Below are 20,973 nucleotides of genomic sequence, written 5' to 3' on the forward strand. Positions count from 1 at the left end.
TCGATACCGAGTTTGCGCGCCGTGCGCGGATATGCTCGGGGCCGGTGTTGGAGGTTGGGCCTCCATTGCACTGTTTGACCGATGGTTTGAGAGACGGCCAGGCATGCGCGTTTCGCTGGCCGCCGTCGGGGCAGCCGCGGGAACCATGCTGTTGGGAGCCATCGCAGGAATAGCGGATTCGGTGCGAGGATCCGCCTCCTGGATGATACTCATCGTCGCGATAGCTCTCGTGCTGGCGGTCGTGGCGGCGATCGTCGCCGCGGTATTGGTCTTCTATGCGGAGAGGAACCCTCCAAGTAGTTCCGTGAAAGCGATTTCGCAAGCTCCAGATGGTCGTTGGATTGATTTCTAGCTGAGACTTTTACCCGGAACTGCGGACGATTTGTGTCCCGTGTGCTGCAAGGGCTTGCGGATCAGGCGTGGCTCCGCGCCGCTCAACGTTCGGCTATGGGCCTTGACTCTGTCTGCAGGCGACTTTTTCCAGTCAGTCCCTAAACGCTTACCTGGTGTCTGGTAGCACGTACTTTGTTAAGGAGGGGGTACACGAAATGAAACTCCACAGACCGGTTTTTCCCGTGCTCCTCGCCGTGACTGCGCGGTCTTGGATCCTCGGCCTCCCGTCGATGGCCCTCATGGCCTTGGCTGGGCTGCAGTTGGCGTTCATCTCACATGCGGGTATCGGCGAATCCTGCTATCAGAACCCCGAGCTAGGCAAGCTGGCTCTGCCCTCAGCAGGCTGGACCGCGGACGGTGCATTTTCGTTCTTTCCCGTCGGGGTCCGATGCTCCTATTTCACGAGCAACCGCGAACTCCTCCTGGTGCATACCGAGTCGAGCGTGTGGGACTGGGGAATCACGTTCGCCGCGATCCTCGGAATCGTCGGCGTTGCGCTCTTCCTGACCGCCCGGCTCGCCACTCAGCGAACCTGGCACGCATCGCTCTGAAGATTCAGACCCGGACCGTCCCTCTGGAGGTTCGGCCCACGACACAGGCTGTTTAGATTTAGACCTTTAGAGTTCCTCGGACGAATCGGCGTCGGAGCTTGTGGCTCGCCCGGAACTTCTGAGAGCGCCGAACCATCGATTCGATGGGCGATGATCGCGGACGCCAGCGTCACGGCCGCGGTCGACGCGGTGCCCGGAATCATCACCGACCTGAGGGCCCGAGGCTTCACCCTCGTGCTAGTGGAGGACCTCCTCCCGAACCCGGGTCCCGGCGACGTCGACTACGACCGATCCCAGGTCCCCAGGGCCCATATCTCGCTCGACCAGCGTCAGGGCACTCTCGAATCTCCCGACGGCGCCGATCTCAGCCCGGTCATCGACGAGGCGCCGTATCGTGCCGGAGCCGAGTACCACACCCGGGGACTGAGGCGCTCCGGACCGCTCAGGCTGTTTCGTAGGCCGTGGCAGACCAGCGTCCGTCGAGCGCATCGTCGACCTCGGTCGCGAGCACGTTCAGCCGGGAGCGATCCGCGGCGATCCACTCCTGCCGGGCCATCGCTTCCCGCATCCGCGCCAGTTGATCGCGCACCGCGGCGAGCACCGCAGGGTGCTCGCCGTTCCAGGCGACTTCCTGCAGCAGGCGCAGCAGCCGGCCCGTGACCGCGGGGTCGGCAATGCCGTAGAGGCGCGGTTGTGCGACCACGAGGTCGAGGAAGTGGCCGAAGGACGGCCGGCGCACGATCACACACACCCGATCGCGGTCGTTGCGTAGCAGTCGAGGCCCGAGGTCCCGGCCCGCGAGATCGCACAGCAGCGCCGCGGCGTGCCCGAGCGCGTGCACTGCGGTCGTCGGGTCGTTGATGCCCGGCGAGAGCGCCTTGGCCGTCACGTCGATGAGCTGGCGCAGTCCGAAGCCGGCATCCTGCACGATCGTTCGCTCTGAACCGCTCGACACCGCCGCCGCCACCCTCGTCTGCAGCTCGGCCACGTCGTCCGCGGCGATCACCGTGCCCGCCTGTTGCGGCCAGACCGTCGCGAGCGGCACTCCGCGCACCAGGGACGAGCCGGGCAGCGCATCGATCCGGATAACCACGGAGTGGGCGGTCGCGACCTCGCGCAAGGAGTGCTCGTCAACCGAGAGGAGGAACCCAGATTCTGCCGCACCCACTAGGATCTCGCCCGAGCCTCCCCCGGACGGCACGGTCACCGTTGCTCCGGCATCTTCGGGGAACGTGCGCTCGAGCTCACCGGATGCCTCCCGGTGCACCGTGGTCAGCATCGTCTCGATCCGCAGCTCGCGCACGAGGTGCGCGAGAAAGGCAACCAGGCCGATGACACTCGCGACCGCGAGCACATAGGCGAATGTCGTCGCCATCTGCGGGATGAACACATCCCGGTTGTCGTCGCCCGTGCGCACGGTGCGCAGCACCGTCAGGGAATACACGAAGGTGCCGAGCAGCAGCCCTAGGGTGGTGTGCACGATCCGGTCGCTGGTGAATGTGCGCAGCAGCCTCGGCGAGAACTGGCTGCTCGCAAGCTGAAGGGTGACGACGGTGAGTGAGAAGGTCAGCGCGGTGACCGTGATGAGCGACCCGGAAATCGCCTGAAGCACGGCGCGAGCGGCATCCGCTCCCCCCTGGAACAGGTAGACGGTGAGCCACGCGGGCAGATCGTCGTCGATCGCTTGGTCGAGGATGGGGAGCCCGATGCCAAGCCCAATAGCGAGCGAGATCGCGATGGCGGGGACGGGCCACAGTTGCGCGCTGAGGCTCTCGGCCAGGCGGCGTGTTCCTCGCCGTCGCGGGTTACTCAGCGCCATGTCGTCCTCCGGGTTAGATGAGCATGTCTCTTAGACGGTACAGGGTGTGCGAGCGCGGATGACTCGTAATCCGCGACGCTCGTTCGGGCGTTGCCATTGCAGCAAGGCCGGAATACGAAAGAATTGCCTGAAAGAACCCGTGAGAGCTTAGGACAAGAGGAGGGTGGTCGGCAATCGTTGACACTATCGACGACTCTGCGGTGCGCGAGGCGAAACTCAGCCGAGCGGAGTCCTTCGCGAGGTCACTGGACAAACCGATGGGGATACTCGGTCTGCTCTTTCTGTTCGTCGTCCTCGGGCAACTGGTGGCAACCCAAGAGGCCCTTGTCAGCGGTCTGACGATTCTCGGCTGGGTCTTCTGGCTCGTCTTCGTCGCCGAATTCCTCCTGCGGGCCTACGTCGCACGCTTCCAGCTGAGGTTCTGGAAGCGGAACTGGTGGCAGGTGATCTTCCTGCTTGTGCCCTTCCTCCGCTTCTTCAGATCGCTCCAGTCCTTGCGACTGTTTCGTCTGGCTCGTGTGGGACGCCTGGGCGGCATCCTGTCGGCGAGTGTTCGGGGCACACGTTCCGCCGGACGGCTGCTGACCAGTCGCATCGGGTGGCTGGCGGCGGTGACTGCAGTCGTCGCGCTCGGGTCAAGCCAGCTTCTGTACGCAACGGGCACCTACGATAGCTACGCGGATGCCCTCTTCGAAGCGACCCTGACAACGGTGACCGGGTCCGGGATCACGTCGGTTGACGGGTTCCCGCGGGTGCTACATATCCTCTTGGCGACCTACTCGGTCGCCGTGTTCGCCACCCTTGCCGGAACACTGGGGGCCTTTTTCCTTCGAGGAACCGCCCCGGAGACAGACCGGCGCAGCAGCGCGTGAAGGGTGCGTCGGCGGGAACCGAAGTGGTCATCGCTCCTCGTCGGTGGGGGCATGACCGTGGGACCTTCGATGATCATGCCGACCGCGACGATGTCGAGTTCCGTCTGCTGTCCACGCGCGGTGGAGACAGAGTCGCGAACTGTCGTGGATAGGTCCGGTTCCGCTGATTAGAGACGACGCACGCAATAAGATGCGCGTGGATGGGGTGCGACACGCTTGCCGCTCGCACCTTGGCCTCAATCTCACCGTACAAGCGAACAGATCTGTGAGCGCGGCTGCGACGTGCGACGCACCCCCGGCCCTATGACAGCCTCGAAGAACAGCAGGTCGTTCGCCTATGGCCCACGACCTCGAAGACTGCGTGACATGAGCCGCCACCGCGAACGGCACCAGAACAACATCCTTGACCGCGCCGGGTTTCTGCTCACGTTCGCCCAGTACTAACGTACGCGCCCCCGTACTTCATCTTCGGCGGGTTTCGGGTGCGCCTCGTCGTGCCGGAAATCAGGGGTGTTGCTGTTACTGGTCAGCGCCGGCGCAGATGGGTCGCATCGCTTCCGGACAAGTACACGTTCCGACGAGGGTGTATGAGTGTGCATTTCAGAGACATCGGCCACACAGCATATTCCCAGACATGGTGGGCGTGTCGAGGCCGTGCATCTCCATGCGCTCACCGGCAGCGCACCCCCTCGCCGTCACCGATGCGAGGACGTCGAATCGGCTGCTCTCCAGGCGCCATGGCGCACCATGGAGATCGTAGCCAGGAAGAAGCCGGCTATCCGGCTGTCGCGGGGGTTGCCTCACTACCACGCGCCTCAACTCGCACTTGCTCACACCCGCTCACAGCTGTTCCCGTTACCGCTGCGTTACCGCTGGGTCAATCCAGGCAAGAAAAAACCCCTTGCATCCCAGTGAAACAAGGGGATGCAGGGGGTTTTCTGTGGCGGGTTGTTCCTATAAGTCGGAGGCCGCGGAATCAGTGGACAATTTTTCGGCAATTTCGCGCACATCCTCTGCGCTCTGCCAAATATTCCTCGACCGGCCGAGCAACGTGGCCAACTCGTCGAGCGACTCTCCCGTATTCGTTAACTACTGGGTGACACCCTCGAGTAGGATCGCGAGCTCGTCGAGTTCGACGTCCCAGCCCTCTCGGTTCTGCTCAAGACGTTCGCGACGGTAGCGGGTGCCGCCGGGCAGTGTGTCGAAGCCCGATTCGATCACCGTGACATCCGTCCCGGTACCAGCATCGGCGATGGTAAATCGCACGTACGTCGAGTACTCGTCGAGCTCTTCGGCGGGGATTCCCGACCAACGGAAGCCGAACGAGCCGTCGGGCACCACCTCGGTGATTTCGATCGGGAAGCTGCCGTAATCATCCCAGTCGATTCTCCCGTTAGCACCGGGCTCGAGCGCGGCGAACTCCACACCGTCGCCGAACCACTTGACCATCACCTCGGGGTCGGTCAGCGCCTTCCAGACGCTCGCGCGCGAGGCCTCGATGTGCACGGTGCGGGTCACGGTGTGGCCCTTGATTCTTGCGTGATCAGACACGGTGTTTCCTTCACGTTCGAGCTGAACGCGACGGGACATTGCCCGCCGAGCGGCACGTCAACTAGTTCTGCAAACGCACTCCATCGAGCGTACCCATGATTGCGTATCTGTTCACGGGCGGGAGAACTCCGTGAACGCGAGTGGCAACGCATTAGATGTCGTCCTAAGTTCCTCACTGACCGTGCCACGCAGGCAACGCAAGGCAAACCGACTGCCCCAACGGGCATGGGGCCGTTACGTTCAACGACTCGACGTCGGGACCGCGATGGCCACTCCAACTACAAGGCCAACTTGCCACTCAAGGTGCTACCCGGCGCCGCAGACGGCGCAGAACTCGACCCGCCGCTCCGAACATAACCTCGCGCACCCACCCGCCACTCATCGCTCCACCGCACGACCAGGACAATTCGCAGCGCCAAAAAGCGGCCGTTCGAGCATCCCTGGCCGTGCATCGTCATTTAATCCGCAGCCGCCAGCCCGCATGAGTTTCCTCTGCCCTCTGCCTCGCTTCCGCTGGAGGTGTTGACCCGTTTTTGCTGGATAAGAGACATTTGTGTCAGAAGTGCCCGCCAGAATGAGCTTGTCTACGTCACATCACGGAAAGATGGCATCATGCCCAAACCGCTTTAAATCATGCTGCTCATTGCGGCGCCCCTCGTCCTTGGCGGAACCACCGGAAGCGGAGTTGCCGCCTTGGCCGCGCTTGCACTGGTTCTGATCGCCAGCCCGATCATCTGGAAGGTCCGCAAGGATCGCTATTTCAGTTCCGACCAGTTCCGACCAGTTCCAAACATTGCGATCCGAGATCGCCGTCGTTGTCGCCGAGCACAACGAGGTCGTGAACTACGTGGCCGAGATCCGCTCGCAGGGCTCATTTGAGCTGGGAGCGTCCTCAGCGGGTCAGTATGCGCACCTGGCCACGTTTGAGAACAACTCGGCATGGAACAATCGGCGCGACCGCAACGTCTCCGACTACGCGCCGCAAGTGCACAACACATCTCTCCAGGTCGTCCGCAATGCCAGCGTCGAGCCGATCAAGTACGTCAAAGCTGTCCTGTCGTAACCGTGGGTTAAACCCTGCTCGGGAGTACCGGTTTATGGCCGCCGAGGCTGAGCACGGTGAGGGCGATCAGGGCGTCGGGGATGTGAAGCCGAAAGCGATGCGATTGATGAGTCGGATCTTGGTCTTCATGGATTCGACCCGGCCGTTGGCTGATCCGACTAAGCCGTGGCGTGCGCGGCGAGCAGTTCCCGGGTGAACGGATGCTGCGGCGCAAGAAATAGCGCCGCAGCCGGTCCCTGCTCCACGACAACGCCATCCTTCATCACGAGGATGTCGTGGCTGAGCGCGCGTACCACTGCGAGGTCGTGCGAGATGAACACCATTGCCAGCCCCGTCGTCTCCTGCAAGGATGCCAGCAGCTTGAGAACCTGGGCCTGAATAGACGCGTCCAGCGCCGACACCGGCTCGTCACAGACCAAGATACTCGGCTGCCGGGCCAGCGCTCTGGCGATCGCCACGCGCTGGCGCTGCCCGCCGGAGAGCTGGTGCGCCCGCCGCCCCAGCAGGGAATCGTTCAGTGCCACCAGCTCGAGTAGCTCGATCGCCCGCGCCCGGCGTTCGCGCCGTCGACGCCGCCCGAGCCGGGTGCCATCCAGAGCGATTGCCTCCGACAGGATCTGCAGTACTGTCGCCCGCGGGTCGAAGGCACTCAGGGAGTCCTGGTGGATGATCTGGATGCCGCCGCGTCGGGCCCGCCGCGTCGATTCCGGCACTCGGCTCCAGGGCTCACCGTGCAACAGAACATCGCCGCGGTCCGGGGTTTCCGTGCCCAGCAGCATCCGTGCCACCGTGCTCTTGCCCGACCCCGACTCGCCCACGATGCCCACGGTGTGGCCGGCGCGCAGCTCGAACGAGACCCCGTTCACAGCGTGTAGCTGCGCGGCCGCCTGGCCGTAGGTCTTGGCGAGGTCCCGCGCGGCGAGCACCACGGGGCCGGTGTTCGGCGGGGCCGGCGGTCGGCTCTGCGACGCCGCCGCCAAAAGCTCGCGAGTATACGGATGCTGCGGCGCGGCGAACAGGTCGGCCGCAGGCTGCAACTCGACGAACCGCCCGTCTTTCATCACGGCGATGTCGTCGGCGAGCCGGCGGATAATCGTAAAGTCGTGGCTGATCAGCAGCAGCGCGAGGCCCGACTCCTTCAGCTGGCGCAGCAGGACCACAATCTGGGCCTGAACGGTCACGTCGAGGGCTGTAGTGGGTTCGTCAGCGATCAGCACGGCCGGCGAAGCCGCGAGGGCCGAGGCGATGAGTGCGCGCTGGCGCAGGCCACCGGAAAGTTCGTGCGGGTATTGACGCACGCGCATGGCGGGCTCTGGCATGGCCACCTGATCGAGCAGCTGCAGCACCCGGCCGGCACGGTCGGCGCGGCCGAGTGTGGGTTCGTGCACCTCGAGGGGTTCGGCCACCTCGGCGCCCACCCGGCGCAGAGGGTCAAGGGAGACGAGGGCGTCCTGGCTCACGAGGCCAACGCGGGCACCGCGCAGGCGACGCCAAGCCGGCTCGGTCAGGTCTCGAGCGTCAACTCCGGCCACGGTCAGTTCCTCGGCAGTCACCCGTGCGCCCTCCGGGGTGAGTCCGATCAGGCTGCGGCCGGTCACCGTCTTACCGGCACCGGACTCCCCCACTATGCCGAGGCATTGCCCGGCGGCAATGCTGAACGAGACGCCGTCGACCACGGCGGTCGACGAGCCCGGCAGAACCACGCGCAGGTTGCGCACCGTGATGACGCTCATCGCTGCCGCCGCGCGCTTCGGGCCTGCAGGTGTCGGCCTAGAATGCTTGTCGACACCACGGTGGCGGTGATCACGAGCCCGGGGAACACGGCGATCCACCAGGCGCTGGCGAGAAAATTGCGGCCTTCCGAGAGGATGAGTCCCCACTCCGGCGTTGGCGGCTTCGGCCCGAGGCCGAGAAAGCTCAGGCCGGCGGCGGCAGTGATAGCGGTGCCGACTCCCATGGTGGCCATGACCAGCAGCGGGCCGAGGGTGTTGGGTAGCACGTGGCGCAGCACGGTCACCGCGGGCGACACACCAAGCGTGCGCGCGGCCTCCACGTAGCCGGCGCGCTTGACCACGAGGGTTTGCACCCGGGCGACGCGCGCGTATGAGGGGATCACCGCGAGGGCCACGGCCACGAGCAGGCTCGCCTCCCCCGGGCCGATGATTGCGATCACGATCAAGGCCAGCAGAAACTCCGGGAAGGCCATCACGATCTCGATGGCGCGGCTCAGCACACCGTCACCAAGGCTGCGCATGAGCCCAGCAAATGAGCCGATCACGAGCCCCACGACCAGAGCGATCAGCGTGGCACCGAAGCCAATGGCGAGCGAGTACCGCGAACCGTAGATCACCCGGGCGAACACGTCGCGGCCAGTCTGGTCCGTTCCAAACGGATGCCCGGGGCCGGGCGCCAGCAGCGCCTCACCGATGTCGGTGCGCAGGGGGTCAGCGGCGGTGAACACCCCGGGCAGAAGGGCCGAAACCACGAGGAGCACGAGGAACCCGGCGGCGGCCCAGAGTGCCGGGGCGGGCATCCGCTTGACTCGACGTGACCGGACGGCGACGAGGACGCTCATGCGTAGGCCTGCTCAGTCTCCAGGCGCGGGTCGATGCGGTCGGCGACAAGGTCGACGAGCAGGTTGATCACGGAGAAGGCCACCGCAGCGAGCACGATAATGCCGAGCACCACGGGTACGTCCCGGTCAACGATGGCGTTGAGGGCTACGCGGCCAAGCCCTGGGCGGGCAAAGACGGTCTCGACCAGCACCGACCCGCCGAGCAGCGAGCCGACCATATACCCAGTGAGCGTGATGCTGCTGGCGGCGGCGTGGCGCAGGGTGTGGCGCACGACGAGCCGGGTGTGGCTGGCACCACGGGCACGCACGGTGTCGACGAAGGGCAGCGCTGCTGCGTCATCGAGGCCCTGCCGCAGCACCTGGCTGATGATGCCGGCCACCGGGATGGCGAGGGTCGCTGCTGGCAGGAGGAGAGCGCCGAACCCCACCGTGGCGACGACCGGAAACCAGCCAAGCCCGAAGCCGAAGACGCTAATCAGCACGAGACCGATCCAAAACGTGGGCGACGACACGGCAACGAGTTCGAGCAGGCCGGCCAGCGGTGCTGTGCGCCGGCCGCGCCCAAGCAATGCCGACCCGAGCGCGAGCAGGAGGGCGAACACAACGGCGAGGGCCATCAGCTGCACGGTGGGCACGAGTTGCTGGCCGATCACGTCGGCGACGGGTTGCTGCCTACGGTACGACGTTCCGAGGTCGCCCTGCACGAGGCGGCCGAGGTAGCCGAGGTATTGCACGAGAAGCGGGTCGGCGAGGCCCCAGTCTTCGCGGATCTGGTCGCGCACCTGTGTCGAGACGTTGCCGAGCCCGATGAGCACGTTCACCGGGTCGCCCGGGATCAGCCGCAATGCGAAGAATCCCACCGTGGCGGCGCCCCACGCCACGAGCACCATGCCGCCGAGCCGACCGAGCAGGCGAGCGCCCGGTCGGCCAGCGCCGCGTGCGTACCCGTGGCGTTCGATCACGGAGCGGTCGTGAGGGACGCCTCGTAAAAGAGCGGCTGCCCGTACAGGTCGAAGCTCAGGTTCTCGATGGTCTTGCTGTATGCGGTGATCGCGGTGGGCACGGTGATCGGAACCATGGCGACGTGGGTAGCGTTCCACTGCTGTAGCTGCTCGTAGAGGGCCTCGCGTTCGGCCGGGTCGCTCGTGGCGATGGCGTTGTCGAGAAGCGTGTCAACGACCGGATCGGCGGTGGATGAGCCGTTCTTGTAGCCGCCGCTGTGCAGGTGGGCGCGCAACACGTCGGCGTCGACACTGGGAAAACTCCAGTCTGACAGGTCGTAATTACGCTGGTCGAATGCTTCGTAGTACTGGGCGATTTCACGGTTGTCGCGCACAATTTCAAAGCCGAGTTCGCGCAGGTCAGACTGCACGACGTCTCCGAAGCTCGCGTTGGCATCGGAGACAGGGTTGTAGGCGAGCCACTGCGCGCTGAGTCGGGCTCCGTCTTTCATGCGGTAGCCCTCGGAGTCGCGCTCGGTCCAGCCGGCCGCGTTGAGCAGGGCATTGGCCTGATCGGGGTCGAAGGCCCAGCTGTCTTCGAGGCTCGGATCGTAGGAGTTCGGGGTGGCCGGGGAGAGGATACTCCACGCGCGTTCCGCCTGCCCCTGGTAGATGCTCTCCACGGCCGGACCGATGTCGACTCCGAGGGCAAAGGCGCGGCGCACATTCTCGTCGGCGAAGACGCCGTGCGCCTCGTTGAGGAACAGGGTGTACGGCAGGCCCGGCATGGTCACGTTTTCGATAGTGAACTCGTCACCGATCTGTCCCACGGCGTTCGGGGTGATGTCGCTGGCGATCTGTGCTTCACCGCTCGTGAGTGCGCCGGTGCGAACCGACGATTCGGGCAGGATGCGGAACTCGAGCGTGTCGATGGCCGGCGCGCCCCGGTGGGTGCTGCCATCCGGTGCCCAGTTATAGTTTTCGTTCGCGGTGAAGACGATGCTCTGGTCTGGCGTGTACTCGCTCAGCACGTACGGGCCGGTGCCCACCGAGATGCCGGGGCCGCCGGCGGGCAGCTGGGCTGCGTTTTCACGCAGCGCCGCGGGCGAGTAGAAGCCGAGCTTGGCGGTGCTCACGGCCTGCAAGAACGGGGCGTAGGGCTGGCTGAAGTCGACCCGCACGGTGTACTCGTCAACGACCTCGGTGCCCGCGTAGAAGCCACCGGTTTCGGCGTACCCGATGAGGCTGGCGGCATCCGCTGACGCCGTTTCGGGAGCGACCACGTGCTCGAAGTTGGCCTTGACGGCCTCGGCGTTGAAAGGCTCACCATCGTGGAAGGTGACGTCATCGCGCAGGTCGAAGGTGTACTGCAGGCCGTCGTCGGAGATCTGCCACGACGTGGCGAGCCACGGCACGAAGGAGCCGTCGGCCTTCTGATAGACGAGCGAATCGAAGGAATTGCGCATCACGAGGGCGGTGGCTTGGAAGGCCGATGAGTGAATGTCCATCTTGCCGCCGCTGAGCGTGCCACCGTTGATGGCGTAGGTCAGGGTAGTGGAGTCGGCCGCGGTGTTCTGGGCGGTGGCACTGCACCCCGAAACCACAGCGACGGTGGCAATAATGGCAGCTGCGGCGCGCAGCCAGGATGTTGTATGGGCGCGAGAGCGCATAAATGGGGTCTCTTTCTCAGGTGCGGATCGAACTAGCAACTAATTGACTCCGCCCATTAAACGTACCTTGCCCGTGGAGCAGGCCGGCCGGAACGAGTGACCGCGTAAACCGCCTTGCGCGAACCCGCGACCAGTCCGAGGTGGAGAAAGTCCTCTGGATGATCGCCGTCGTATTCGCGCCTCTACTCGGCGCGCTCGTTTTGTATTTAGCCGGGCCACACCCATTCGGCCTTCGACTCACACGCCAGGTTCGATAGACCTCGACCTTCATTTCCCTTCGCGGAAGGGGTTCCTCGGCTGGCCTACCGCCGGCTCTCCCCCCGTTTTGATTCCGTCAAGTGATTGCCCGGCCCCTCATGACATCAATTGCAATCCGTGACGTGGGGATAGAGTGGAAGTCACCGATGGTCGCCTGGTTTCACGCCCACGTGTGAACGGTCGAGGGCGTGGGAGGCAACCGATGGGCACCTTCCTCAGCACGTTTCTCTCCGATTCCGCGGAACTTCCGGAGCTAGCCGATCGTGTTCGTTTGTCCGGGCCGGTGCCGCTTTCGTCGCCATTGCCTGTCGGGGATCTTGCCGCGGACAGCATCGCGGCGACCAAGCTGATGGCCTCGTTACTGCACCTTGTCCGTTCGGAAGTGCGGGATCCGAAGGCGGACGAAGTTCCGCGGGTGGGCTCTGCGCCGCAACTGGTCGCCGGCGCCTTCCGGAGTGACCAACTATTTCGGTGGAACGGGGACCCCGCGCCAGCGTGGGCGCCCCTGTCCGGATTCTTCGCCTCGAGCGACGGTTGGGTTCGCACTCACGCCAACTATCCCCATCACGAAGCGGCTTTGCGCTCACTTCTGAGATTGGATGGCTCCGCCACCACCGAGGTTGTCGCTCGCGCAATTTCGCGCCGCAGCGCCCTCGATCTGGAGGATGAAGCATCAGATTCTGGTGCGGTGATCAGCGCGGTTCGCAGCCCGAGCAGTTGGAGAGGACATCCTCAAGCCCAATCCCTGAAAGCAGCTCCCTTCATCAGCCTGGTGCAGCAGGCAGGAGACTCGGGCCTCCATAGCCTGGGGTCGGCCGACAGACACGCGCCCCTGGAGGGCGTTCGGGTGCTCGACTTGACCCGCGTCATAGCCGGGCCGGTGGCCACTCGCAGCCTCGCGTTCTTCGGGGCAGATGTCCTTCGCATCGACAGTCCTAGCATGCCGGAACTTCCCTGGCAGTACCTCGACACCGGGCAAGGGAAGCGTTCCGCGCTCCTTGATCTCGGCTACAAACCGGATCGAGACCGCCTCGAACAGCTACTGACGGACGCCGACGTTGTTGTCTCGGGATACAGGCCGAACAGCCTCAACCAATTCGGCCTCTCGCCGGTCGAACTCCACAACCGCCATCCAGGGCTCGTTATCGGCCGGGTGAGCGCGTGGGGGCAAAGCGGACCTTGGGCCGAGCGCCGAGGATTCGACAGCATCGTCCAGGCAGCCAGCGGCATCGCCCAGATTCACGCAGACGGCACTGGCAGGCCAGGAGCTTTGCCGGCCCAAGCACTGGATCACTCCGCCGGGTACCTACTTGCCGCCGGGATCATGTCAGCACTTCGACGTCGCCACCTCGACGGGCACGGGTGGACCGTCGACATTTCACTGGCCCGGGTCGCTCACGAGCTACTCGCCCAGCCTCATTCCCCGCAGACCGAAGCCGGCCCATACAAGATCCAAACCGTGAACGCGGAAACGTTAAAAGGGACCGTCACCTGTGCCGCACCCGCGATCAGCATTAGCGGCGGTCCGAATCGCTACAGGTGGATCGGCAGCCAGTGGGGAGCGGACCAGCCGGAATGGGCCGAGTCACGATCCGCCAGCGGCGAGCGATAAGTCCCACCCGGAAGGTGCGCCATCGGCAAGTGCAGCATGGCGAAAGCCGCCCGCTGAAGGTTAGTGTCGCGCCATCCCTGCGCAGCGCACCTGTTGGCTGCTGTGGTGCCGGCCATTCCGGGTTGCGTCCAATAGCGTGGTGTAACCCCCGGCCCTGATGGGTGTGTTGCACCGATGTGAGGCGGCCACCGCGTGATTCTTGGAAAGACCGATCAAGTCTTTTCCGAAGGAGTACACGCGATGACCGCACCCCATTTTATTGACCCTGCCCGTTTCCTGTCCGAACAACTCGAGCAAGCCTCGCCGGACTTGATGCGGCAGATGCTGACCACGTTCATCAACGCGCTGATGAGCGCCGAAGCGGAAGCCGTCCGCGGCGCCGAATACGGCCAAGTCTCCGCCGACCGGGTCAACTCCCGCAACGGCTACCGGCACCGGGATTTCGACACCCGCACCGGCACCCTCGACGTCGCGATCCCGAAGCTGCGCACCGGCACCTACTTCCCGGACTGGCTCCTCGAGCGCCGCCGCCGCGCCGAGGCCGCCCTGACCAGCGTCGTGGCGACCTGCTACCTGCTCGGGGTCTCGACCAGGCGGATGGAGAAACTCGTCGAGTCCCTCGGCATCACCCGCCTGTCCAAGTCGCAGGTGTCGATCATGGCTAAGGACCTCGACGAACAGGTCGAGCAGTTCCGCACCCGACCCATCGACGCTGCGAAGCAGACTGCCGCCCGCTCTCGCGCACGCGAGAAGGCGGCAGAGTTCCGCGCGAAGGAAGACAAGCTCGAGCAGCTGGCCACCGACTACTTCGTCGCCACTGACTCGCTCGACGAGATCGACGCGACGGCACAGGCGGAAATCGTAGCCATCCAGGAACGCGCAGCGCAGCAGAGCACGGCCGCCCGCACATCAGCGGCGGCCGTCATCGCGTCCATGCTCGAGCTCGGAACCCCCAAGGCAGAAGTAGCCGGCCGCCTCGGTCTGGCGCTTCGCGACGTCAAGAAGACTCCTACCCTCTGAAGCCATTGAACTCTCGACGAGGCCGTTGACCTGGTCTGGTTTGGTCTCTTCGCTGGAGTGAATAGGTCCCGTCGGTCCCGCCGGAGCCTCGTCGGAGGATGCTGAGCGGTCCGCCCAACGGGTGTGCGCGCAGAGTTCGCCCGATGCCTCATCGTTGCCAGGTTCCGGGACGGCGCCGCTACAACCGACGCCGTCCTCGCGCCAGAATCGGCCGTAACCGTCGTCGGCGATTACTCCGGTCGGTGAGTTGCTGGGGTGACCAAACGCCCCCCTTGATCGTCGTCAAGGGGGGGCGTTTAAATGATCAGGCCTGGTGCTGACTGTCTCCTTCTTGGTCTTCTTCGGCGTGCGCGGATACCCAGGTGTCGGCGGCGGTGTCGGCTCCGACGGCACGGAGCATCCCCGCGAGGGCGTCCACTTCGGTGCAGCACATCCGCGGGCCCACGTCGCCCGCGAAGTCGGCGGCCGCGAACACGCGTGTCAGGCGGCTGGGTTGAATACCGACTCGATGATCCAGGGGTCGGGATGCGATCCGGACGTAGCCGCGCCGCGGACCTGCCCGAGGACCGGGTCAAGTCCGCGCGAACCGCGATACCGCCTGTCGGACAGTGGTCACCTTGGCCATTACTCCCAAGGAAAGAAACCAACGCAATCGACTGATCGTTCCCTCACCGCTGACGCTCAGGCGCGGCGAACGCGTAACCGACCGAGAGCCTTCTGCGCTTCGACGAGAAGGAAGATGACCGCGGAAAGGCCTAGCGTGTAGCCCCACTCGCGGAGCCCCACGGCCGTCGAGCTGAACCACACGTTCATGAATGGCGCGTAGACGAATACGAGCTGAAGGACCAGCAGAATGCCGATCGAGATCCAGATCGCACGGTTGCCCCGAAAGACCTTCACCGTCAGGCTCGATGCCCGGAGGAAGCGTGAGTTGAACAGGAACGCGAGCTGGCTGAGGGTGAGCATCGTGACGGCGGTCGTCTGCGCTTCCGCTGTGGTGGACCCGAGCCCTTGTTCGAGGAAGAACACTGCAATTGTCGCTGCCGTGATCAACAGGGAAACCCAGACAATCCGCCCGACATACGCGCGGTCAAGTATGGATCCGCCGGGGGCTCGCGGCTTCCTGAGCATGATGCCGGCCTCCGCAGGTTCTGATGCCAACGCCAGAGACAAGGTGACAGCGGTGATGAGGTTGACCCACAGGATCTGGGTGGGTTGCAGCGGCAGCGTGAACCCGAACACCACTGCGAGCAGCAGCACCAGGGACTGGGCTGCCGTCGTCGGGAGGATGAACACAATGGATTTCTGAAGGTTGTCGCGGATGCGGCGGCCCTCCTTGACGGCCCGCTGAATCGTGGCGACGTTGTCGTTGGCGAGAACGATGTCAGCGGCTTCCTTGGTAGCCTCGGTGCCTTTAATTCCCATCGCGACTCCAACATCCGCACGCCGGAGCGCCGGGGCATCGTTCACGCCGTCTCCGGTCATCGCCACCACTTCCTGGTGGGATTGGAGCGCCTTGACGATTCGGAGCTTGTGTTCCGGGCTGGTGCGAGCGAACACGTCGACGTCGCGGACAATCTTCGCGAGCTGGTCTTGCGACATGGCTTCGAGTTCGCTGCCGGTCAGCACCCGAGAGTCCGCCTTGGCGATGCCCATCTCTCGGGCGATCGCCAGCGCTGTGCCGGGGTGGTCGCCCGTGATCATCTTCACCCGAATGCCCGCGCCCTGCATTGTGGCGATGGCCGTAATCGCTTCGGGCCGCGGCGGGTCGACAATTCCGACCACTCCCAGAAACACCATGCCGGTGTCCAGGTCGGAGACTTGCAGGGAGCCCGTTCCCACAGGTGCGTCGCTGATTGCGGCGGCGAGCACACGCAGACCCTGCGCGCTGAGGTCGTCGATGTGCTGCGTCCAGTACGCCTCGTCGAGGGGCTCGACTTCGCCGCCGGCACCTAGTTGCTGGGTAGCACGGTTGAGGAGGCGATCCGGGGCCCCCTTCATCAGGATGCGCGGCTTTCCGTCGGCCGACTGATTCAGGGTTGCCATGAATTTGTTGTCGGATTCAAACGGGATGACGCCGAGTCGCTCGTGGGCCGCATCGTCAAACCCGGATTTGAGGGAGAGGGTGCGGAGGGCGCCTTCGGTGGGCTCACCGACGACATGCCAGACCCCCTCGGTTTCACTGACACGGGCGTCGTTGCATACGGCCAGCACTTCAATGAGCCTGCCCAAATCGGGAAAGTCAGATAGCGCCGCGGCCGCGCCATTGTGGGTGATTTCGCCGGTGGGCGCGTAGCCGATTCCACCGACCTGGAACGCTCCACGTGCAGTAATGGCGGTGCGAACAGTCATCTCATTGCGCGTCAAGGTGCCGGTCTTGTCGGTGCAGACTGTGGTAACCGAACCAAGAGTCTCCACCGCGGTGAGCTTGCGGACGATGGCCTGATGTTTCGCCATCTGGCGAACTCCGAGGGCCAGCGTGATGGTCACCAACGCGGGTAGCCCCTCGGGAATCGCCGCAACGGCGAATCCGACAGTCGCCGAGAACAGGTCACCGAAGTCGCGTTCATGGATGAGGCGGCCCACGACGAGCATCAGCCCTGCGACGCCCAGGATGATCAGGGAGATCTTCTTGCTGAAAGCCTCGAGCTGACGGGTGAGCGGTGTGGCGAGTCGGCCGGTATCGGCAACCATCGACTGGATGCGCCCGATCTCGGTGTTCGCACCGGTGCCGGTAACGACGCCGACTCCGCTCCCCGTGGCGATGAGGGTGCCCGAGAACAGCATCCCGTGACGGTCACCGATACCCGAATCGGCGGGAACGGGGTCAGTTTGCTTGCCCGCGGGGGAAGATTCCCCAGTCAGAGCAGACTCTTCGACCCTGAGGTTGCTGGCTTCGACGAGGCGGACGTCTGCGGGGACCTTGTCACCGGATTTCACTCGAACGATATCGCCGGGCACCAGGGTCGACGCATCGGCATTGAGCCAGGATCCACCCCGTCTCGTCTGTGCGTTGAGGGACAGCATCTTGCGAATGCCATCGAGGGCTTTCTCGGCGCGACCCTCCTGGAGGAAACCGATCACGGCGTTGATGACGGCGACGGAGAGGATGACTGCGGAATCGACCCACTCACCGAAAACGGCAGTGACAACAGCGGCACCCAGGAGAACGTAGATCAGCACGTCGTTGAAGTGGCCGAGAAATAGCAGTATCGGGTTCTTCTTCGGCGGAACCGGCAGCGCATTCGGACCATACGTGCCCAGACGTTGGGCTGCATCCGCGGTGCTGAGCCCGTCAATGCTGCTGACGAGATCGCTGAGTACAGCTTCTGCGCTTTGAGAGTGCGGCGATGCCGGGATTCCCGATGTTGAGTCAGGCGATGTGGGAAGGGTGATGACGCTCAAAGGAGCACCTTTCTAGGAACGTGGATCGGCCACCGAAAGGGGTGGGTACAGCCGCGTCCCCGACTCTGCGTACGAGTCCGTGATGAATGGGTGAGGAGGGGGGGGGACGGGCCGCCACACATGCGGCAGCCCTGTCGTCGTGCGGTGAAACCGCACCGAACCGGGAAGGAAGCGGATCCCCCGCGCAACGCGCGCGGTGATCTCCGCTCGACGCCTAGGAGACGATCTGTGCGGGAGAAGAGCCCGCGAGAATGGCACCCCAGGTGGAGAGGTACCCATTGGTTCCAGGGTGCGTCATCACCCACGACGTGGGCACAAAGCCCACGCTGAATGCACGCAATTTCGGAAACACAGCATGACACCTGGACCAGGCCGAGGCCGGGCCACTTGGTCGGCGCGGGCGCCACCGGCTCATTGCGATTCCTGGTGCCTGAGCTCGAGCGCGAAGTGCAGAAACTCCGATGCAGTGCCGGTGTGAGTGAGGTGGAGCTGATGCATGGCGCGGGTGCACGCGATGTAGAGCATGCTGCGGTCGATATCGGTGGCATAGGTGGTGTCATTGACGTGCGGGACGATGACGACGTCGAACTCGAGTCCTTTAGCGATGTGGGCTGAGGTGATGATGATCCCGCCGGTGAAGGTTTTGCTGTCGTAATCGAGGAGGGTGAGTTCGATGCCCTCCGCCGCGACGGATCGATAGAGCTGCTCCGCCTGGTCGAGAGTTTTGCAGACGATGCCGAGCGATCGGTATTCGCTTCGTTCGTGCGTCGTGATGATGTCGAGAATGAGCGCGGTCTCGTCCTGCGGCGCTTCACAGGCGACGAGCTGCGGTGGCTGGCCATGGCGTTCGATGGGGATGAGTTTGTCGTTGCGGGAGATGTTCTGAGCGAATTCGGTGATCTCGGTGGTCGAGCGGTAGCTCTTGCGGAGCTCGAGGCAGTCGGCGTCGGGAAAGATGCTGAAAATCGTCTCGAGGTTCGAGGAGCTGAAGGGGTTCACGGACTGGTTGGAATCGCCGAAGATCGTCATGTTGCAGGCGAACAGCTTTCGCAGAACCGCGTATTGGATGGGGGTGTAGTCCTGCATTTCATCGATGAGCAGGTGACGGATGTCTTCGTAGCTGTCGTGGCGTGCCGTCGCAATGATCGTGTAGATCAACGGTGCAACGTCTGAGTGCTCGATGCGCTTGCGATCGAGCATCTTGAACTGTCCACGACGCGATGGCTGATCGAAAAACGCCCGATACAGCGCGAGAGCGTCTCTGAAGGGGATCATTGCGCGAACCTGTTTGCGGACACCGGTCGAGTCAGCGGCACTCCACTTGCCTTCTCTGTCGAGTACACGTTGCTTCATCAGGTGGATAGCGCTGTCGGAAACTCGATCCAGTCGAGTGAAAACGGGCGAGGTGTGTCCGCTCGCGTACGTCTCCGTGACCCAGTCCGCGGTCACCCGCTCTGAATGCTGCAGAATCCCCTCGGGCGCGAAGTCCTTTGCCCGGGCGGCGATCCACTCGTTGAGCGCCTCGACGAACTCCGGGGTCGCCTTGGCTCGCATCCGATCGGCGGCAGCATGGTCGACGTTGTCGAGGAGGCCGGTGACCTGCTCGCTGAAGGTCTGGTGCTGCACGACCTTGGTGAGGAAGCGCGCGGCGATGCGGTCCAGGTCGATCTCCGCGACTTGCTCCTCGCCCAGCTCAGGGAGGACGTCGGCGATGTAGTCGGCGAAGACCTTATTGGGAGACAGGATCATGACGTTGCTGGAAGACAAGGTGTCCTTGAACCGGTAGAGCAGAAACGCCAACCTGTGAAGTGCGATGGAGGTCTTTCCGGAGCCCGCAACGCCCTGCAGGATGAGCACATTGGCCGTCTCGTTGCGGATCACCGCGTTCTGCTCACGCTGGATCGTCGCGACGATGTTGCGCATCTTGTCATCGGCAGACTCGCTGAGCTCGCGCTGCAGCACCTCATCACCAATATTGATCGAGCTCTCGAGCTGATATTGCAGCTGCCCGCCCTCGATCTTGTACTGGCGCTTACCCGTGATCTCACCCTCGGCGACACCCTCAGTCGCGAGGAACGACGCCGAACCGGCCTCGTAGTCGTAGTAGAGACTCGAAACCGGTGCACGCCAATCGTGCACCCGGAGGTCTTGCGTCTCGGGGTCCCAGAATCCGTGCACGCCGATGTAGTACGGCTTTGAGGCATCCGTGTCAGTGTGCTGAAAGTCGACTCGCCCGAAGTAGGGCGAGTTTCTCAGCCGCTCAAGTGAGTCACGCGATTTGACCGCGTAGTTGCCGACCGTGATCGTCGTTGAGACTTCCATGCGAGCATTCGCCTTCTCAGCGTGATCCATATCGCGCTGATGCTCCCACATCTGGCGCTTCTGTTCGCCGATCGAGATGGCCGTGCGGTCGATCGAATCGACCATGTTCGCGTGCGCCGACTCCAGAAGCTCGAGCGTCTTCGCGAGGTAACGATGTTCGGCTGCTTCTTCGCTGGTAAGGATGTCTGTCATGTGTTTCTCCTGCGGAGGTGCACTCCGGATGCGTGCATCGCGTCAAACTGATCGGGTCAGGACTGATCGCGGCGTAACTCATCGCGACGTGGAGGCGTTTCAGTGAGGACCAAACACCGCAACTCTACCCTAACGTATGTGTTAGGTTGACGACTCCAGGCCCAGTTGTTGACGTCGGAAGGCCCACCGAGCGGGCTCGTGAAGGCACAGAGACAAGCCCGCAGCTGCGAAATATCCCAACGCCGTCTCCCCCGATGCGGCGGGCGTGCCCGCGGAAACGACGACGACCATCAGGCCGACGCATCCGGCGTAGCTTGCGATCATCAGCGTTCCCGAATAGGCGGGGAAATTTTGCCATGCCTCCGGAGTGAACGCATACAGGATGCTGGATCGCGCGGGCGTGCGAGCGCTACCGGCTGGGACCGGGCGTTTGGGCCGAAGGTTGACGTGGCCACGAAGATGCCAGTGGGTAGCCAGCGCCCAAAAGAACACTAGTAGGGACACTGCAGTAAGCAACCGGTACGACGGCGCAGATGACCCCGTCGCCAAGTGCCCGAAAATGAGCACGCCTGCCGCAGCTGGATACGCGCTTGCGAGAGCACCCGCCGAAGTGCGCTGAAGCCGTCGTTCGTCCGAGTTGTGAGCCTGTAGTTCCACTTCCATGCTCCCTGCGATTTCTGTCCAAAAACTTTTCGTGCAACTTCAGACTAAATCAAACCTCACGTAAGG

General features: G+C 64.0%; 14 protein-coding genes and 2 pseudogenes. 6 read left to right on the forward strand and 10 right to left on the reverse strand.

Translation table 11 applies throughout. The annotated features are described in order from the left end of the window. Positions 1-103 precede the first annotated feature (103 nt). On the forward strand, positions 104-352 hold the full coding sequence (locus E3O18_RS10390) for a hypothetical protein (protein ID WP_134418052.1): 249 nt from the start codon (positions 104-106) through the stop codon (positions 350-352). Between the two features lie 196 nt (positions 353-548). Further along, positions 549-944, forward strand: a complete 396-nt coding sequence (locus E3O18_RS10395; protein WP_134418053.1) for a hypothetical protein — start codon at positions 549-551, stop codon at positions 942-944. Positions 945-1,386: 442 nt separating this feature from the next. Here E3O18_RS10395 and E3O18_RS10400 read toward each other — a convergent pair whose 3' ends face one another. Then, positions 1,387-2,763, reverse strand: a complete 1,377-nt coding sequence (locus E3O18_RS10400) for a DUF2254 domain-containing protein (RefSeq protein ID WP_134418054.1) — start codon at positions 2,761-2,763, stop codon at positions 1,387-1,389. A 257-nt stretch (positions 2,764-3,020) separates the two neighbouring features. Here E3O18_RS10400 and E3O18_RS10405 point away from each other — a divergent pair, with 257 nt between their 5' ends. Continuing rightward, on the forward strand, positions 3,021-3,635 hold the full coding sequence (locus tag E3O18_RS10405; protein ID WP_134395338.1) for a hypothetical protein: 615 nt from the start codon (positions 3,021-3,023) through the stop codon (positions 3,633-3,635). A 1,089-nt stretch (positions 3,636-4,724) separates the two neighbouring features. Here the strand turns inward: E3O18_RS10405 and E3O18_RS10415 are convergent. Next, the gene (locus tag E3O18_RS10415) at positions 4,725-5,186 is read right to left on the reverse strand and encodes an SRPBCC domain-containing protein (protein ID WP_166784913.1); all 462 of its coding nucleotides are present in this window, start codon (positions 5,184-5,186) and stop codon (positions 4,725-4,727) included. A gap of 793 nt (positions 5,187-5,979) precedes the next feature. On the opposite strand from E3O18_RS10415, the gene E3O18_RS10420 reads away from it, so the two are divergent. Further along, entirely contained in the window at positions 5,980-6,249 is a 270-nt protein-coding gene (locus E3O18_RS10420) for a hypothetical protein (RefSeq protein ID WP_134395340.1), read from the forward strand. A 7-nt stretch (positions 6,250-6,256) separates the two neighbouring features. Here E3O18_RS10420 and E3O18_RS10425 read toward each other — a convergent pair. From E3O18_RS10425 to E3O18_RS10445, 5 genes and pseudogenes are all read right to left on the reverse strand, one after another. Further along, positions 6,257-6,417, reverse strand: a pseudogene (locus E3O18_RS10425) (ISL3 family transposase); the annotation flags it as partial. Then, complete coding sequence (locus E3O18_RS10430; protein ID WP_134418057.1) at positions 6,408-7,982, reverse strand: ABC transporter ATP-binding protein; 1,575 nt, start codon at positions 7,980-7,982, stop codon at positions 6,408-6,410. The pseudogene E3O18_RS10425 and the gene E3O18_RS10430, both read right to left, overlap by 10 nt. Continuing rightward, positions 7,979-8,824, reverse strand: coding sequence for an ABC transporter permease (locus E3O18_RS10435; RefSeq protein ID WP_233191474.1), 846 nt, complete (start codon positions 8,822-8,824; stop codon positions 7,979-7,981). Before E3O18_RS10435 ends, E3O18_RS10430 begins: the two co-directional genes overlap by 4 nt. Then, positions 8,821-9,786, reverse strand: coding sequence for an ABC transporter permease (locus E3O18_RS10440; RefSeq protein WP_241976510.1), 966 nt, complete (start codon positions 9,784-9,786; stop codon positions 8,821-8,823). The genes E3O18_RS10435 and E3O18_RS10440 overlap by 4 nt, the downstream gene beginning before the upstream one ends. After that, positions 9,783-11,435 carry an ABC transporter substrate-binding protein gene (locus E3O18_RS10445; protein WP_134418058.1) on the reverse strand — a complete coding sequence of 551 codons (1,653 nt, stop codon included), beginning with the start codon at positions 11,433-11,435 and terminating at the stop codon, positions 9,783-9,785. Before E3O18_RS10445 ends, E3O18_RS10440 begins: the two co-directional genes overlap by 4 nt. 460 nt (positions 11,436-11,895) lie before the next feature. Between E3O18_RS10445 and E3O18_RS10455 the strand changes: the two genes are divergently transcribed. Beyond that, positions 11,896-13,305, forward strand: coding sequence for a CoA transferase (locus tag E3O18_RS10455; RefSeq protein WP_134395344.1), 1,410 nt, complete (start codon positions 11,896-11,898; stop codon positions 13,303-13,305). Between the two features lie 240 nt (positions 13,306-13,545). Next, positions 13,546-14,013, forward strand: a pseudogene (locus tag E3O18_RS10460) (transposase); the annotation flags it as partial. A 616-nt stretch (positions 14,014-14,629) separates the two neighbouring features. On the opposite strand, the gene E3O18_RS16135 reads toward E3O18_RS10460, so the two are convergent. The 3 genes from E3O18_RS16135 to E3O18_RS10470 form a co-directional block, all read right to left on the reverse strand. Then, positions 14,630-14,800 carry a hypothetical protein gene (locus E3O18_RS16135; protein ID WP_166784914.1) on the reverse strand — a complete coding sequence of 57 codons (171 nt, stop codon included), beginning with the start codon at positions 14,798-14,800 and terminating at the stop codon, positions 14,630-14,632. A gap of 206 nt (positions 14,801-15,006) precedes the next feature. Next, positions 15,007-17,730: an HAD-IC family P-type ATPase gene (locus E3O18_RS10465; RefSeq protein WP_347232344.1), complete on the reverse strand. Its 2,724-nt coding sequence runs from the start codon at positions 17,728-17,730 to the stop codon at positions 15,007-15,009. Between the two features lie 411 nt (positions 17,731-18,141). Next, a complete protein-coding gene (locus E3O18_RS10470) occupies positions 18,142-20,244 on the reverse strand; it encodes a UvrD-helicase domain-containing protein (RefSeq protein WP_134418059.1) in 2,103 nt (700 codons plus the stop codon). Positions 20,245-20,973 lie beyond the last annotated feature (729 nt).

Origin of the sequence: Cryobacterium sp. TMT2-42-4, from assembly GCF_004402645.1 — a bacterium.
GTDB classification, from domain to species: domain Bacteria; phylum Actinomycetota; class Actinomycetes; order Actinomycetales; family Microbacteriaceae; genus Cryobacterium; species Cryobacterium sandaracinum.

Excerpts from the sequence above, each read along its gene's own strand:
- E3O18_RS10390 (WP_134418052.1), top strand. The coding sequence starts at position 104 with ATGCGCGTTTCGCTGGCCGCCGTCGGGGCAGCCGCGGGAACCATGCTG.
- E3O18_RS10395 (WP_134418053.1), top strand. The coding sequence starts at position 549 with ATGAAACTCCACAGACCGGTTTTTCCCGTGCTCCTCGCCGTGACTGCG.
- E3O18_RS10400 (WP_134418054.1), bottom strand. The coding sequence starts at position 2,763 with ATGGCGCTGAGTAACCCGCGACGGCGAGGAACACGCCGCCTGGCCGAG.
- E3O18_RS10405 (WP_134395338.1), top strand. The coding sequence starts at position 3,021 with ATGGGGATACTCGGTCTGCTCTTTCTGTTCGTCGTCCTCGGGCAACTG.
- E3O18_RS10430 (WP_134418057.1), bottom strand. The coding sequence starts at position 7,982 with ATGAGCGTCATCACGGTGCGCAACCTGCGCGTGGTTCTGCCGGGCTCG.
- E3O18_RS10435 (WP_233191474.1), bottom strand. The coding sequence starts at position 8,824 with ATGAGCGTCCTCGTCGCCGTCCGGTCACGTCGAGTCAAGCGGATGCCC.
- E3O18_RS10445 (WP_134418058.1), bottom strand. The coding sequence starts at position 11,435 with ATGCGCTCTCGCGCCCATACAACATCCTGGCTGCGCGCCGCAGCTGCC.
- E3O18_RS10455 (WP_134395344.1), top strand. The coding sequence starts at position 11,896 with ATGGGCACCTTCCTCAGCACGTTTCTCTCCGATTCCGCGGAACTTCCG.
- E3O18_RS10470 (WP_134418059.1), bottom strand. The coding sequence starts at position 20,244 with ATGACAGACATCCTTACCAGCGAAGAAGCAGCCGAACATCGTTACCTC.